Genomic DNA, 13,998 nt, shown 5'->3' on the forward strand with positions numbered 1-13,998 from the left:
CGACGCGGTGCCGGGGACACGCGCCGGTCGGTCCGCCCGGCCGGTCCGCCCGGTCACGCGCGAGCCTTCGGCAGGGAGGCGAATCCGGCGGCGTGAACCCGTCGCACCATCTCCTCCTCGCTCGTGCCCAGGGCGACGGCCGCGCGGGGGAGCGACCAGTCCGCGTCGGACAGCCTGTGCGGCAGATGGCCCCGTCGGACCTGGGCCTCGGACAGCCGGAACGTCTTCAGACAGGCGACCCGCCCCCTGTGATCGTCTCCCCGATGTGCCGGCCCTCCTGGTTGCGAAGGAACGGCGGCAGGAACCGCCACGGCGTGAAGTCCCCCATCCGGTGGACCCGGTCGAACGCGTACGAGGTGTCCAGCAGCTCGCGGCGAGAGCCCTTCGCGCACGAGGTTCCCTTCCCCTGGCCGTCCACAAAACGTGCGACCTGCCGGTCCAGACAGGTGTGCAGCGCCACCACCCCCCCCGTACGCCCCGGAGAACTAGGCGAGTTCCACCAGAGCCGGCAGATCCTCGGCGTCCCGGATCCCCGCCGTGGGCACGCTCGGAGTCAGCCGCCGCACATCGAAACCGTCCGCGTCGTATACGGGGTTCACATGGACCACCGCCGTGTGCCGGCCCGGGTCCAGCCGCTGTGAACCTCGGGCGCCACCGATCCACTTCTCGTACGTCCCTGGGGACCGATCCCGCTCGGCACCCGGGTAACCGCCCACGACCCTGCCCCGCCACCGCGTTCACCCCGCCACCGCGTTCACGGACAGGGCGAAGTCATCGCGGCGCGCACGGGGCGGCACACTGGCTCCCATGACGACACCTCCTGCTCCCCACACGCCGCTGCGGATCGGCCTGCTCGGTACGGGCCCCTGGGCCCGCAACACCCAGGCCCCCGCCCTCGCCGCCCACCCCGGCGTCCGGCTGAGCGGTGTCTGGGGTCGTCGGCCCGAGGCCGCGGAGTCACTGGCCGCCGCCCACGGCACCGAGGCGTACACCGGTGAAACCGGCATCGATGAGCTCTTCGCGGCGAGTGACGCGGTGGCCTTCGCGCTGCCGCCGGACATCCAGGCCCCGCTGGCGGTCCGCGCCGCTGCCGCCGGCTGCCACCTCCTGATGGACAAGCCCGTCGCCACCACTGTGGCGGGCGCACGGGAGCTCGCCGGGGCGGCGGAGCGGGCCGGGGTCGCGTCCGTGGTCTTCTGCACCCTGCGGTTCGCCACCGGGACGGCACAGTGGATCACCGAACAGGCCGCGCTGGACGGCTGGTTCACCGCCCGCGCCCAGTGGCTCGGCGCGCTGTACGCACCGGAGGCGTCGAGCGAGTACGCCGCCTCGCCCTGGCGCCGGGAGAAGGGCGGCCTGTGGGACGTGGGCCCGCACGTGCTCTCCGTCCTCATCCCGGTGCTGGGCGAGGTCACGGAACTGACAGCGGCCCGCGGCCCCGCCGACACCACCCATCTGGTGCTCCGCCACGCCTCCGGGGCTTCGAGCACGGTGACGCTCGGCCTGGGCGCACCCGTGGCTGCGGTGGGCATGGAGATCGAGCTGCGGGGCGAGAGGGGTGTGGTGACCCTGCCGGACTGGGGCGACGCGGTGGGCGCGTTCCGGAGCGCGGTGGACGCGCTGACGGAGTCCGTGCGTACGGGAGTGCCGCACCCCTGCGACGTACGGTTCGGGCTGCGCCTGACGGAACTGCTGGCGGAGGCCGAGGCAGGACTGCTGGTTTCCCGGCGCCTCTGACCTGCGCTCCGGCGGGGGCGTCCGATCTCGGCGCGCGGTACCTCCGCAGCCCCAGACCCTTCTCAGCCGGGCGGCACCCCCGCAGCCCCAGGCCCTCTCTCACTCGGGCGGCAGCGCCCGGCACAGTGCGTCCAGGGCGGGTGGATAGGCGTGCTCGGCCGGGGTCGAGTACCCCACGACCAGCCCGTCCCGGCCGCCTTCCGTCGCGGCCGGGTGCAGATAGTCGGAGAGGCCCTCGACCGCCAGCCCTTGCCAGGCCGCCGCCCGGACCACCGACTGCTCCGTCCCGGCCGGCAGTTCCAGGACCGCGTGCAGACCCGCGGCGATCCCGGAGACCCGGACGGATGGCGCCCGTTCCGCCAGGGCGGCCACCAGCAGGTCGCGCCGGCGTCGGTGGCGCTGCCGCATCCGGCGCACCTGGCGGTCGTACGACCCCGACTCGACGAAGTCGGCGAGTGTGAGCTGCTCCGTGGCGCTCGACCACTGCTCGCGCTCGCCCTTGGCCGCCACGACGTCCTCCACCAGCCGTTCCGGAAGCACCAGCCAGCCGATCCGCAGCGCGGGGGAGAGGCTCTTGCTCACGGACCCCAGCAGCACCACGTGCTCCGGATCGAGACCCTGCACCGCGCCGACGGGCTGCCGGTCGTAGCGGAACTCGCCGTCGTAGTCGTCCTCCACGACGACGCCCCCGGTCGCCCGCGCCCAGTCGACCACGGCGGCGCGCCGCTCCGGATGCAACGGCCCACCGGTCGGGAACTGGTGCGCGGCGGTGAGCAGAGCGGCCCGGTCCGTGCCCCTCAACTCGGCGACGCGCGCGCCGTCTTCGTCCACGCCGATCGGACGGGTGCCGACGCCCTGGCCGGTGAGCAGCGCCCGGTGGAACGGCAGTCCGTACGCCTCCACCGCCCAGGGGCCGCCCAGCACGTCCGCCAGCAGGCGCAGCCCGTGCGCGGCGCCCGAGCACAGGACGATGCGCTCTGGTGCGGTCCGTACGCCGCGTACCCGGGCCAGATAGCCGGCCAGGGCCTGCCGCAGCTCGGGCCGCCCGCGCGGATCTCCGGGTCCGAAGGCGTCGTTGGGCGCCTCGGTGAGCGCCCGCCGGGCCGAGGCCAGCCACGCGGTCCTGGGGAACACCGAGGGGTCCGGCTTCCCCTGGACCAGGTCGTGGACCGGGCGGGCGGTGCGCGGCGGGGTCCGCTGCCGGTGTACGGGGGTGACGGGCGCGGCCCGCTCCGCGACCCGGGTGCCGGAACCCTGGCGGGCGGTCAGCCAGCCCTCGGCGACGAGCTCCGCGTAGGCGTCGGCGACGGTGTTGCGGGCCAGGCCCAGATCGACGGCGAGCGAACGGTACGGCGGCAGCCGGGTGCCCGGTGCGAGCCGCCCGCTCCGCACGGCCTCGCGCAGCGCCCGCATGAGGACGGCCCGCCTGTTCCCCGTACCCGAAAGGGCCAGCGGCAGATCGCTGCCCAGGACCTCGGCCGAATTGACCCATGAATCAACCATCGAAATGCACCCCGTAGCCGGTCGCTGGTTCCCATAGATTCGTACTCATGACGACGACAGAGATCAAGACCGACGCCCCGTCCGCCACGACCGGAGCCGCCGTCCGGCTCAACTTCGCGAAGGCCGCACCGAAGGCGTTCCGAGCCGTGATCGGCCTGGACGCGGCGGCGCGGGAAGGACTCGACCCCACGCTGGTCGAGCTGGTACAGATCCGTTCCTCGCACCTCAACCACTGCGCGTACTGCCTCCACATGCACACCACGGACGCACGGAAGGCCGGCGAGAGCGAGGAGCGGCTGCACATGGTCGCCGTGTGGCAGGAGGCGACGCACTTCTTCACGGAGAAGGAGCAGGCGGCGCTCGCCCTCACCGACGCGGTCACGCGGGTCGCGGACGGCGGCATCTCGGACGAGGTGTACGGGCGGGCCGCGGCGCACTTCGACGAGCCGGAACTGGCCCGGCTGCTCGCCCTGATCTTCACCATCAACACCTGGAACAGGATCGCCCTGGCCACGGGCAAGCGCGCCGGCACCGACGAACGCTGACCGGCCGGGGCGGGGCCGACCTCGGCGCCCGCCCCCGGCATCCGCCCGCGTGCCCCCACTCCGGACCGGCGTCTCACCGCCCCAGCGCGTCCCGTACCGCCTCGTCCGTACGCCCCACGACGGCCGTCCCGTCGTCCGCGGTGATGATCGGCCGCTGGATCAGCTTCGGGTGCGCGGCGAGCGCCTCGATCCACCGCTCCCGTGAACCGGCCTCCCTCGGCCACTCCTTGAGCCCGAGCTCCTTCGCGTCGGCCTCCTGGGTCCGTGTGATGTCCCACGGTTCGAGCCCCAGCCGTTCGAGCACGGCCCGGATCTCGTCGCGCGACGGCACGTCCTCCAGGTAGCGGCGGACGGTGTACGCCGCCCCCTCCGCATCGAGCAGATCCACTGCGCTGCGGCACTTGGAACAGGCCGGATTGATCCAGATCTCCATGGGGCCCAGGTTACGCGAGGGGATCGCGAAAGCCCGTCTGGCCAGGGGCGATTGTCAGTGGGGGGTAGTAAAATAAAGGGAGTTCGTGAGGGTTCCACCACCGTGCCAGGAGGTTGCCGATGGCCGTTGCCGCAGTCACGACCAAGCCGCTCCACCACCAGTTCACCAAGCCGCTGCAGAGGAAGCGACTCCCCGCGGGCCGCCCCCGCGAGTGGTACGTCTCCCACAACCGCCGCCTGAAGGCCATGCGCCTGGCGATCGCCCTGCTCGACACGGGCGTCTACCAGCCGTCGAGCGCCACCAACGCCCGTATACGCACCATGGCCGAGCGCCTGGGCATCCACCCGCCGTCCGACACCACCTGCCGCATGGTCCGCACCCTGATCCGCTACGGCCGCTGACCACGGCCTCCCGCACCTGACACCTGTGCCGTTGCTCTGATCATCAAGCGATCTCAGCAATCCCGGTGTTTCCACCGGAATGGTCCGCAACGGGTCACCAGAGCGCGAGTTGCGCTCTGGTGACCCGTTGGCGGTCTCCCGTTTCTGTCCCGGCCCGGGGGCTGGGGATCGTGCCACCTGCCCGCCCCGTCCCGGCCTTGCGGCGCGGGTTGGGCTCCTCGCCGAGAACACCGTCGCTGTCCGCGAGAACCGCCAGTGTCTCGAGCCCGAGATCGGTGCCAGCCGCTGCGTCCGGGCGAGGGTGACCCGCCCCGGTAGTCGTCTCGGCCGACGAGCGTCAAGGTATGACGTGTCACAGACAATATGGCGGCGCTGTGGGAACTTCAACTCTGTTACCCGTCAGTTGAGTTATCGACGCGCGCGTGGAGAGGGTCGAATTGAGCACGCTGCAAGCCATCACGCTCGACCTGGTGGTCGACACGGACCGCTACCCCCTGTCGGACCCAGGGAGCGTCGAGGGACAGACGGTGATCGACCGGGCCCGGCACGAACTGGCCACGGTCGGCTGCACCGTACTGCCGGACTTCATCCGCCCGTCACTCCACGAGGTCCTGCGCCAGGAGTGCGCAGCCATCGCACCCCAGGCGTACTTCGACGTCGAGACCGTCAACGTCTACAACATCGCCGTGGACGCGGACCTGCCCGAGAACCACCCCGGCCGGCGCACCTTCCAGCGGGGCAACGCGTTCGTCGCGCGCGACCACATCCCCGGGGGCGCCCTCATCAGCCGGCTCTACGCGCACGAGGTGTTCCAGCGCTTCGTCGCCGACTGCTTCGGACTGCCGCAGCTGCATGAGCTCGCCGACCCGCTCTCCGGGCTCGTTCTCAACGTCGTACGGCCGGGTATGGAGCACCCATGGCACTTCGACACCAACGAGTACACGGTGAGCATGCTGACCCAGCAGGCGCAGGCAGGCGGTGACTTCGAGTACTGCCCGAACATCAGGTCCGCCGAGGACGAGCGCTTCGACGCCGTCCGCGACGTACTGGACGGCAGCACCCGGGGCGAGCGCCTTCTCCTGCGGCCGGGCGACCTGCAGCTCTTCAAGGGCCGCTACTCGCTGCACCGCGTCAGCCCCGTGCAGGGCGACGTGGCACGCCACTCCGCGATCTTCGCCTACAGCGAGCGCCCCGACGTCATCGGGAGTATGTCCCGCACCCGGCAGCTCTTCGGCCGCGTCCTGCCCGCACACCAAGCTGCCGAAGGCCGGGCCGTACGGGGCGACAAGCTGCTGGACTAGCGGGCGGCCCGCGCAGACCGCTCCTGCCCCGCCCCGCGAACCACGGAGGAGTAAGCCCCTTGCGTTTCGACGCGAACGGAAAAGTCTCGCTCGACCACATCTACACCGCTCCCGACCCGCGCACGTACTTCCAGGTGCTCCGACCCCTCGGCTACTGCGTTCCGCAACAGGCCAAGCCGTACTTCGAGAAGCTCATCAAGGAGTACCGGGAGTCGGAGGAGGTGGCGGTCCCGACCGTCCTGGACATCGGCTGCTCCTACGGGATCAACGCCGCCCTGCTGAAGTACGACGCGACGATGGACGAGCTGTACGCGCGCTACGGCGATGCCGCCCGGATGTCCCGCGAGGAGCTCCTGGCCCGCGACCGTGACCTCTCCCGTTCCCGCAGACCCGCGCACGGCCTTCGCTTCACCGGGCTGGACGCGTCCACCAGCGCACTGGCCTACGCGCGCGAGGCCGGGTTCCTCGACGAAGCGGTCCACGCCGACCTGGAGAGAGACGACCCCACACCGGAGCAGCACGCCCGGCTCGCCGGGACGGACATCGTGATCTCGACGGGCTGCATCGGCTACGTCACCGAGCGGACCCTCACCCGCGTCGTACGGGCACAGGGCGAACGGCGCCCCTGGATGGCGCACTTCGTCCTGCGGATGTTCCCCTTCGACCCGGTCGAGGACGCCCTGGCCGGACTCGGATACCGCACCGTCAGGGTCGACGACGTCTTCAAGCAGCGGAAGTTCGCCGATCCGCACGAACAGACACGCGTGCTGGACAGCATGGCGGCGGCCGGAGTGGATGCGCGGGGCCTGGAGGAGGAAGGCTGGATGTACGCACAGCTCTACCTCTCCCGCCCGAACTGAGACCAGCCACCCTTCCCACCAACCGAAAGCAGAGCCGAATTGAACGTCAGCCAGGAAGTTGCGGTCAGCGCCACCTTCGCCCGGGAGGGCAGCCTGCCGCGCGTGCCGCTGCCCACGCTCGAGGCGAGCTGCGAGAGGTTCCTCGCCTGGAGCGCACCGCTCCTGACCGCGGAGGAGCGGGAAGCGACCGAGGCCGAGGTCGCTGCCTTCCTGCGGCCCGACGGACCCGGCCGGGTCCTGCACGCGGCGCTGGAGGAGTACGACGGCACGGAGGGCGTGCACAGCTGGCTCGACACCTTCTGGCCGTACCGCTACCTCGGCCGCCGGGACCGGATCGCGCTCAACGCCAACTTCTTCTTCCTGTTCCAGGACACCGGCCAGGGGCAGCTCGACCGGGCGGCCGGGCTCGTCGCCGGGGCGCTCAACTACAAGCGGCAGCTCGACGAGGGCCTCATCGCGCCGGTGGAGCAGCGCGGAGTGCCCCAGTCGATGGTGCAGAACAAGTACCTCTTCTCCACGACCCGTATCCCCGGTGTCCCCCTGGACACGGTGCGCGCCCCGTACAGCGACAGCGCGCCCGGTCCCTCCACGGCCCGGCACATCGTGGTGTTCTTCCGGGGCAGCATGTTCCGGCTGGTCGTGCTCGGTGAGGACGGCGCCCCGCACAGCCTCGACGAGATCGAAGCCGGGCTGCGCGCCGTGACCAAGGCCGACGTGCACACGGACGAGGCGAACCGGGCGGGCCACCTCACCACCATGGCGCGTGCGGAGTGGGCGGCTGCCCGGGACGCCCTCCTCGCCCACCCCCGCAACGCCGAGACGCTGGACGAGATCGAGACCGCGCTGTTCTGCGTCTGTCTGGAGGACTTCGCACCCGAGGACACCAAGGCCACCTGCGACGAACTGTTGTACGGAGACCGGGGCAACCGCTGGTTCGACAAGGCAGTCTCCTTCGTCGTCTACAGGAACGGCCGGGCCGGCATCAACGTGGAGCACTGTGAGCTCGACGGGACGACCATCCTCAGCTTCACCGACGCACTGCTCAGCACCCCGCCCGAGGAGCACGCCCGCCGGTCCGGCGCACGCTCGCAGGGCCAACCGGTCCCGCAGCCCCTCGTGTTCGAGCTCGACGCCACCCAGCGGGCCCAAGTGCACACGGCTGCTGAGGCGTTCGCCGCGTACGGGCACAACACCGCAACCAGCACCGTGTCGTTCGACGACTTCGGCAGCACGGCGGCCAAAGCGCTCGGCGTATCCCCGGACGCGTTCGTCCAGGCTGCCTACCAGCTGGCCCACCAGCGCGCCAAGGGGCACCTCGGCGCCACGTACGAGTCGATCGCGACCCGCCAGTTCCGGCACGGGCGGACCGAGGCGATGCGCGTCGTCACCCCCGAGATGCCGGCCTTCGTAGCCGCGATGGAGGACCCGACGGCGGACCGCGAAACCCGCCGCGCCGCCTTCCGTGCAGCCGCGGGCGCCCATGTGGCCCGGGCGAAGGAATGCCAGGCCGGGGACGCCCCCGAGCAGCACCTGTGGGAGCTGGAGCTCATCCAGCGCCGGCGCGGGGACGAACTCGGGATCACCGAACAGCCCGCCCTGTACCGCTCACCGGGCTGGCTCACAATGCGGGACGACTACCTGAGTACCAGCTCGGCGCCGTCGGAGAACATCCAGTACTTCGGCTTCGGCTCCACGAGCAGCAAGTGCATCGGCATCGCCTACGTCTTGCTGCCCGACCGCTTCAACCTCTACCTGAGCACCCCGCTTCCGGTGGCGGCCCAGATGCACGCCTTCGCGGACCGCCTCCGCGAGGCGGTCGTGGAACTGCGCGAGCTGCTGGCGGGCTGACACCGCACAGCGGGCAGGTGGCGAGCCGCCGGTACGGCCCAGCTCGCCGCCTGCCCGCTCGGGCGGGCCTTCACCGCCATGACGACCGGCATGTGCGTTTCGCCGCCCACGCCCGTCGCCCGGCGAGGTGGCCGGGGTTCGCTGGAGGCCATGCTCGGCGATGCCCGTCATGGCCTCACGGTGCGGGAACTCGCCATCGGCCCAGCCATCCGTCAGGGGCCGATGGCCGCTGCCGGGAGGCCGAAACGCTGCGGTCCCCAGTGGGCAGTCAGCCCGTATCCGCGGACACCTCAGACATCGGCATGCGCAAGCGCATCGTTCCAGACGCCCGAACCAGCACCCATCCAGCTCGACCAAACACATAGGGGCAACCCCCCAAGTAGCGAAGGACGGGCTTCACCAACGAAGTGGAGTTCCGGCGCTGCCCTCATCGCCGAGCACTCAACATCGTCCGCGACGCCTACTTCGTGTGCGTTTCCTGCGACGGCGATCTGCCCCGCGAGTGGTACGTCTCGCACAACCGTCGCCTGAAGGCCATGCGGCTGGCGATCGCCCTGCTCGACACGGGCGTCTACCAGCCGTCGAGCGCCACCAACATCCGAATACGCACCATGGCCGAGCGCCTCGCTATCCACCCGCCGTCCGACACCACCTGCCGCATGGTCCGCACCCTGATCCGTTACGGCCGCTGACCACGGCCTCCCGCACCTGACACCTGTGCCACCGGGAAATCGAAACCGGGGGCACAGGCATGTCGTGACGGCCCGCCAAGGGTGCTGCCGGCGCTTCAGAATCCGGTGCAGGTGGCCGTCGCGGACGGACCGGACGCCGTGGCAGTACGGCGCGAACCGTCGTCCACGGTCACCGAGCACCTGACGTTTCCGCCCGCCGCGCCGACAGTGACGGCCAGGGTCCCGCCCTTCACGAAGCCGGTGGCCTCGACATCGCGCCTCCACGGCAGACTCTGCCCGGTCTCCTGGCTCGTCGAGAGATCACCGTCCCGCCAGGTGGTGTAGGCGATGGTCACACCCTTCGCGGTGCCCGTGACCTCGTACCGCACCCGGACCGTCCGGTCGCTCTCCTCCGACACCCCGTTGACGACCAGTGCGACGACCGCGACGCAGCCGCCGGTCAGCAGGAGAACGACCACTAGCAGGACCCAGGGCCACCTACGACGCCTCCGAGGAGCAGGAGGGTAATGACCGTACGGCGGAGGCTGCTGCGACCGGTCTCCCCACTGGGGCTGACCGGGCCGGTGCTCTGGATTCCCGTCCGGGGGCTGTTCGCTCATGCCCTCCAGAGTTGGCCCTCCCGTTCCTTCGCGCGACTCCGTGACACGTACGGCGTACACGGCATGCGGCCCCGTCCGGCTCCGCCTTGACTGAGACCATCGCGAGTGCTGGGAGGCGCAGATGACAGGACGCGGCGTACGAGGGGCACGGGCCCTGCTGTTGGCGGCGGCAGTGGCGGCAACGGCCGTCGGCTGCTCGGACGAAGACGGCGGTGGCGCGTCGGACGCGGCCTCCAAGGCGGCGTCCGCCGCCTCGTCACTGGCGTCGAAGGGCTCGGACTTGGTCGCATCCGCCACCGCCGCCGCCCAGGAGAAGCTGGCCGGCTTCAAGGACGGCGTGAACGCCAAGGGCGACGTCCGGCTCGGGGACGTGAGCAAGGACGCCGACGGCCGCTCCACGGCGAAGTTCACGGTGACCAACGGCTCCGACTCCGCCCAGTCGTACGCGGTCCAGATCAACTTCCGCGACAAGGGCGACAAACTGGTCGAGACGGTCGTCGTCTCGTCGACGACGTCCAGCCCGGCAAGAAGAAGGACGCCACGGCCCGCAGTAACCGCACACTCGACGGAGACGTCACCGCCGAGGTCGGCACGGCGCTGCGCCACTGATACGGGCCCGGGAGCACTCATCCCATCTCAAGGGCTCTTTCCGCGCTGTCGATCAGTTCCTGGCAGGTGAGGACTTCGATCCTGTTCAGATGTGACGTGTGAATGCGCAGCGCGTCGTTGATTTCCTTTTCGGTGACTTCCGGCTGACTCATCGGGTGACCGATGAGGACGAGGGCGCTCGCGCGGTGGGTGTCGATGCCGAACTCCTCGTATATGCGTTCCTTTTTTCGGCTTGAGCGGCCGCAAGCCGTGCCGAGGAGTTCCGTGCGCCGCTTGCCGCCTCTCCGCCTCCCACCTGGGCCGGACCGCACGTGGCTCAGGGCGAGGTCGACCGCCTTCTCCCCCGGCGCGCAGAACACGGACAGCTGACCGCACACGAGCAAGGGCCGCCACCCCCGGTCAAGGGGTAACGGCCCTGGCTCATACGTCCGGCGTCACATCTTTAGAGGTCGAAGTACAGCTCGAACTCGTGCGGGTGCGGGCGGAGCTGGATGGGGGCGATCTCGTGCACGCGCTTGTAGTCGATCCACGTCTCGATCAGGTCGGGGGTGAAGACACCGCCGGCCAGCAGGTAGTCGTGGTCCGCCTCCAGGGCCTCCAGCACGGCCGGCAGCGAGGTCGGGACCTGCTGGACGTTCGCGTGCTCCTCGGGAGCCAGCTCGTACAGGTCCTTGTCGATCGGCTCCGCCGGCTCGATCTTGTTCTTGACGCCGTCCAGGCCGGCCATCAGCAGCGCCGAGAAGGCGAGGTACGGGTTCGAGGACGGGTCCGGGGCACGGAACTCGACGCGCTTGGCCTTCGGGTTCGAGCCCGTGATCGGGATGCGCATCGCGGCGGAGCGGTTGCGCTGCGAGTAGACCATGTTGACCGGGGCCTCGAAGCCGGGCACCAGGCGGTGGTACGAGTTCACCGTCGGGTTGGTGAACGCCAGCAGCGACGGGGCGTGCTTCAGGATGCCGCCGATGTAGTAGCGCGCCATGTCCGACAGGCCCGCGTAACCCTGCTCGTCGTAGAACAGCGGCTCGCCACCGGCCCAGAGGGACTGGTGGACGTGCATGCCCGAGCCGTTGTCGCCGAAGATCGGCTTCGGCATGAAGGTCGCGGTCTTGCCGTTGCGCCAGGCGACGTTCTTCACGATGTACTTGAAGAGCATCAGGTCGTCGGCCGCGGCGAGCAGCGTGTTGAACTTGTAGTTGATCTCCGCCTGGCCGGCGGTGCCGACCTCGTGGTGCTGGCGCTCGACCTGGAGGCCGTTCTTGTCCAGCTCCAGGGAGATCTCGGCACGCAGGTCGGCGAAGTGGTCGACCGGCGGCGTCGGGAAGTAACCGCCCTTGTAGCGGACCTTGTAGCCGCGGTTGTTCTCCTCCGACCCGGTGTTCCAGGCGCCTGCCTCGGAGTCGATGTGGTAGAAGGACTCGTTCGCCGAGGTCTGGAAGCGGACGTTGTCGAACACGTAGAACTCGGCCTCGGGGCCGAAGTACGCCGTGTCGGCGATGCCGGTGGAGGCCAGGTACGCCTCGGCCTTCTTGGCCACGTTCCGCGGGTCACGGCTGTACTGCTCGCCGGTGATCGGGTCGTGGATGAAGAAGTTGATGTTGACGGTCTTGTCGCGGCGGAACGGGTCGACACGAGCGGTCGAGAGGTCCGCGCGGAGCGCCATGTCGGACTCGTGGATGGCCTGGAAGCCACGGATCGACGAGCCGTCGAACGCGAGCTCCTCGGTCGGGTCGAAGACCGCCGCCGGGATGGTGAAGTGCTGCATCACACCGGGCAGGTCGCAGAACCGGACATCGATGAACTTGACGTCTTCGTCGGCGATGTACTTCTTCACGTCGTCGGCGTTCTGGAACATCCAACTCCTCCTACTCCCGACCCGGAGAAGGGCGGGGTTGCAGCTCTGTCGTGCGGCCAGTGCGGTGGCACACGCTGGACCCGACCATAGGCAGACGGGATTTCTCAAGCATGACCCATTTGTTTCGCCCAAGTTAACCGGGCGAACTGGGCGCGGCACCTCAGCGACGTCTTCCGTGCCCCGCCCGGCCGGGCGCAAACGCGGGCGCAGTACCGTGGACGGGTGGACAACAGGCAAGTAATCGGATCGTGGCTGTCCGGGCCCCGCGCGGCCGCCGAGGACATGGGCGTCGACTTCGGCTACCGGGGAAAGCGACTCGGACTGCCCGAGCAGGGCCCGGGGTCCGTGGCCCGGGTGGGCCGGCGCTTCGCGGCGGTCTTCATCGACTGGGCGCTGTGCATGGTGATCGCATACGGGCTGCTCGCTCGCGGTGACCAGCAGGCCGCCGGAAACTGGGCGCTCGGCGTCTTCCTCGTACTCAGCGCGCTGACCGTCGGAACCATCGGCAGCACGCCCGGCAAGCGCATCCTGGGCCTGCGGGTCCTCGCCGAGAACGGCGAGCGGCTCGGTGCCGGACGCGTGATCACCAGGACCGTGCTGCTCCTCCTGGTCATTCCGGCGCTGGTCTGGGACCGCGACGGCCGCGGCTTGCACGACCGGCTGGCGCGCGCCGTGCAGGTCAGGATCTAGGACGGTCGCGCAGGTCAGGGTTCTGGATCTGGGAACGTCCCGCCAAGGGCCGCCCCGCCGGGCCGGCATCCAGACCGTCGGCGGCGGCGATGTGACGACGACGTGACGAAGGGGCGGCCGGGCCTGTCGGTCCGGAGCCGCCCCTTCTTGTACGAGGAACCAGTACGGGGAACGTGTACGAGGAAACGAGCTGTACGGGTGAGCTGTACGGGTGGAGTCAGCGCATCTTTCCGCCGCGCGGCATCCGCATGCCCTTGGGCATCGGACCCTTCGGCAGCGGCATGTTGCTCATCAGGTCGCCCATCGCCCGCAGCCGGTCGTTGGCCGCCGTGACCTGCGGGCCGGTGAGGACGCGGGGGAGCTTCAGCATCTTGGTACGCACCTTCTTCAGCGGCACCTGCCCCTCGCCGTCACCGACGATGATGTCGTGCACCGGCACGTCCACCACGATGCGTGCCATCCGCTTCTTCTCGGCCGCCAGCAGGCTCTTCACCCGGTTCGGGTTGCCCTCGGCCACCAGCACGATGCCCGCCTTGCCCACGGCGCGGTGAACGACGTCCTGGCTGCGGTTCATCGCGACCGCGGGAGTCGTGGTCCAGCCACGGCCCACCCGGTCCAGTACGGCCGCTGCCGCGCCCGGCTGCCCCTCCATCTGTCCGAAGGCCGCCTTCTCGGCGCGCCGCCCGAAGATGATCGCCATCGAGAGGAACGCCAGGAGAAAGCCCAGAATGCCCGCGTAGACGGGGTGGTCGATCAAGAAACCGATCGCGAGGACGACACCGAAGGTGACGATTCCCACACCCGCGATGACAAGACCGATCTTGGGGTCGGTCCGCCTGGTCATCTTGTAGGTCAGGGCGATCTGCTTGAGCCGCCCCGCGTTCTCGGCGCTGTCCGCGCCTTCCGTGTTTGCCTTCCTCGCCATGTA

15 protein-coding genes and 2 pseudogenes are annotated in these 13,998 nt (G+C 70.1%); 9 read left to right on the forward strand and 8 right to left on the reverse strand.

Annotation, left to right across the window (positions count from 1 at the left end):
- Positions 1-53: 53 nt before the first annotated feature.
- Both F0344_RS36175 and F0344_RS27265 read right to left on the reverse strand, forming a co-directional pair.
- A pseudogene (locus tag F0344_RS36175) lies at positions 54-373 on the reverse strand (ARPP-2 domain-containing protein); the annotation flags it as partial.
- 36 nt (positions 374-409) lie between these two features.
- A pseudogene (locus F0344_RS27265) lies at positions 410-635 on the reverse strand (hypothetical protein); the annotation flags it as partial.
- Positions 636-807: 172 nt separating this feature from the next.
- Here F0344_RS27265 and F0344_RS27270 point away from each other — a divergent pair.
- Positions 808-1,737, forward strand: a complete 930-nt coding sequence (locus F0344_RS27270; RefSeq protein ID WP_185301277.1) for a Gfo/Idh/MocA family protein — start codon at positions 808-810, stop codon at positions 1,735-1,737.
- Between the two features lie 99 nt (positions 1,738-1,836).
- On the opposite strand, the gene pdxR is transcribed toward F0344_RS27270, so the two are convergent.
- A complete protein-coding gene (gene pdxR / locus F0344_RS27275; protein WP_185301278.1) occupies positions 1,837-3,240 on the reverse strand; it encodes a MocR-like pyridoxine biosynthesis transcription factor PdxR in 1,404 nt (467 codons plus the stop codon).
- 47 nt (positions 3,241-3,287) lie between these two features.
- Here pdxR and F0344_RS27280 point away from each other — a divergent pair, with 47 nt between their 5' ends.
- The gene (locus F0344_RS27280; protein WP_185301279.1) at positions 3,288-3,785 is read left to right on the forward strand and encodes a carboxymuconolactone decarboxylase family protein; all 498 of its coding nucleotides are present in this window, start codon (positions 3,288-3,290) and stop codon (positions 3,783-3,785) included.
- A 73-nt stretch (positions 3,786-3,858) separates the two neighbouring features.
- Here the strand turns inward: F0344_RS27280 and F0344_RS27285 are convergent, their stop codons facing one another.
- Positions 3,859-4,218 (reverse strand): arsenate reductase family protein, encoded by a 360-nt coding sequence (locus F0344_RS27285; RefSeq protein WP_185301280.1) that lies wholly within the window; start codon positions 4,216-4,218, stop codon positions 3,859-3,861.
- Positions 4,219-4,337: 119 nt separating this feature from the next.
- Here F0344_RS27285 and F0344_RS27290 point away from each other — a divergent pair, with 119 nt between their 5' ends.
- The 5 genes from F0344_RS27290 to F0344_RS27310 all read left to right on the forward strand — a co-directional run bounded on the left by F0344_RS27290 (position 4,338) and on the right by F0344_RS27310 (position 9,320).
- Positions 4,338-4,619: a hypothetical protein gene (locus tag F0344_RS27290; protein ID WP_185301281.1), complete on the forward strand. Its 282-nt coding sequence runs from the start codon at positions 4,338-4,340 to the stop codon at positions 4,617-4,619.
- A gap of 437 nt (positions 4,620-5,056) precedes the next feature.
- A complete protein-coding gene (locus tag F0344_RS27295; RefSeq protein WP_185301282.1) occupies positions 5,057-5,920 on the forward strand; it encodes a HalD/BesD family halogenase in 864 nt (287 codons plus the stop codon).
- Between the two features lie 59 nt (positions 5,921-5,979).
- Complete coding sequence (locus F0344_RS27300; protein ID WP_185301283.1) at positions 5,980-6,780, forward strand: class I SAM-dependent methyltransferase; 801 nt, start codon at positions 5,980-5,982, stop codon at positions 6,778-6,780.
- A gap of 39 nt (positions 6,781-6,819) precedes the next feature.
- Positions 6,820-8,628: a choline/carnitine O-acyltransferase gene (locus F0344_RS27305; protein WP_185301284.1), complete on the forward strand. Its 1,809-nt coding sequence runs from the start codon at positions 6,820-6,822 to the stop codon at positions 8,626-8,628.
- A gap of 446 nt (positions 8,629-9,074) precedes the next feature.
- Positions 9,075-9,320, forward strand: coding sequence for a hypothetical protein (locus F0344_RS27310; protein ID WP_258050306.1), 246 nt, complete (start codon positions 9,075-9,077; stop codon positions 9,318-9,320).
- Between the two features lie 95 nt (positions 9,321-9,415).
- Here the strand turns inward: F0344_RS27310 and F0344_RS27315 are convergent, their stop codons facing one another.
- Entirely contained in the window at positions 9,416-9,778 is a 363-nt protein-coding gene (locus F0344_RS27315) for an MmpS family transport accessory protein (RefSeq protein ID WP_185301285.1), read from the reverse strand.
- Positions 9,779-10,040: 262 nt separating this feature from the next.
- Here F0344_RS27315 and F0344_RS27320 point away from each other — a divergent pair, with 262 nt between their 5' ends.
- The gene (locus F0344_RS27320) at positions 10,041-10,598 is read left to right on the forward strand and encodes a hypothetical protein (protein WP_258050141.1); all 558 of its coding nucleotides are present in this window, start codon (positions 10,041-10,043) and stop codon (positions 10,596-10,598) included.
- Here the strand turns inward: F0344_RS27320 and F0344_RS27325 are convergent.
- Entirely contained in the window at positions 10,546-10,887 is a 342-nt protein-coding gene (locus F0344_RS27325) for a hypothetical protein (protein ID WP_185301286.1), read from the reverse strand. The genes F0344_RS27320 and F0344_RS27325 overlap by 53 nt on opposite strands.
- Positions 10,888-10,970: 83 nt before the next feature.
- Positions 10,971-12,380 (reverse strand): type I glutamate--ammonia ligase, encoded by a 1,410-nt coding sequence (gene glnA, locus F0344_RS27330; RefSeq protein WP_185301287.1) that lies wholly within the window; start codon positions 12,378-12,380, stop codon positions 10,971-10,973.
- A gap of 282 nt (positions 12,381-12,662) precedes the next feature.
- Between glnA and F0344_RS27335 the strand changes: the two genes are divergently transcribed.
- Positions 12,663-13,070 (forward strand): RDD family protein, encoded by a 408-nt coding sequence (locus F0344_RS27335; RefSeq protein ID WP_185302926.1) that lies wholly within the window; start codon positions 12,663-12,665, stop codon positions 13,068-13,070.
- Positions 13,071-13,287: 217 nt separating this feature from the next.
- On the opposite strand, the gene F0344_RS27340 is transcribed toward F0344_RS27335, so the two are convergent.
- Positions 13,288-13,995 (reverse strand): DUF4191 domain-containing protein, encoded by a 708-nt coding sequence (locus F0344_RS27340; RefSeq protein WP_185301288.1) that lies wholly within the window; start codon positions 13,993-13,995, stop codon positions 13,288-13,290.
- Between the last annotated feature and the right edge of the window lie 3 nt (positions 13,996-13,998).

Source organism: Streptomyces finlayi (assembly GCF_014216315.1).
In the GTDB taxonomy this organism is placed as follows: Bacteria; Actinomycetota; Actinomycetes; order Streptomycetales; family Streptomycetaceae; genus Streptomyces; species Streptomyces finlayi_A.

What these genes read in the sequence shown, in the direction of transcription:
- F0344_RS27270 (WP_185301277.1), top strand. Translation starts at nt 808, where the DNA reads ATGACGACACCTCCTGCTCCCCACACGCCGCTGCGGATCGGCCTGCTC.
- pdxR (WP_185301278.1), bottom strand. Translation starts at nt 3,240, where the DNA reads ATGGTTGATTCATGGGTCAATTCGGCCGAGGTCCTGGGCAGCGATCTG.
- F0344_RS27280 (WP_185301279.1), top strand. Translation starts at nt 3,288, where the DNA reads ATGACGACGACAGAGATCAAGACCGACGCCCCGTCCGCCACGACCGGA.
- F0344_RS27285 (WP_185301280.1), bottom strand. Translation starts at nt 4,218, where the DNA reads ATGGAGATCTGGATCAATCCGGCCTGTTCCAAGTGCCGCAGCGCAGTG.
- F0344_RS27290 (WP_185301281.1), top strand. Translation starts at nt 4,338, where the DNA reads ATGGCCGTTGCCGCAGTCACGACCAAGCCGCTCCACCACCAGTTCACC.
- F0344_RS27320 (WP_258050141.1), top strand. Translation starts at nt 10,041, where the DNA reads ATGACAGGACGCGGCGTACGAGGGGCACGGGCCCTGCTGTTGGCGGCG.
- glnA (WP_185301287.1), bottom strand. Translation starts at nt 12,380, where the DNA reads ATGTTCCAGAACGCCGACGACGTGAAGAAGTACATCGCCGACGAAGAC.
- F0344_RS27335 (WP_185302926.1), top strand. Translation starts at nt 12,663, where the DNA reads ATGGGCGTCGACTTCGGCTACCGGGGAAAGCGACTCGGACTGCCCGAG.
- F0344_RS27340 (WP_185301288.1), bottom strand. Translation starts at nt 13,995, where the DNA reads ATGGCGAGGAAGGCAAACACGGAAGGCGCGGACAGCGCCGAGAACGCG.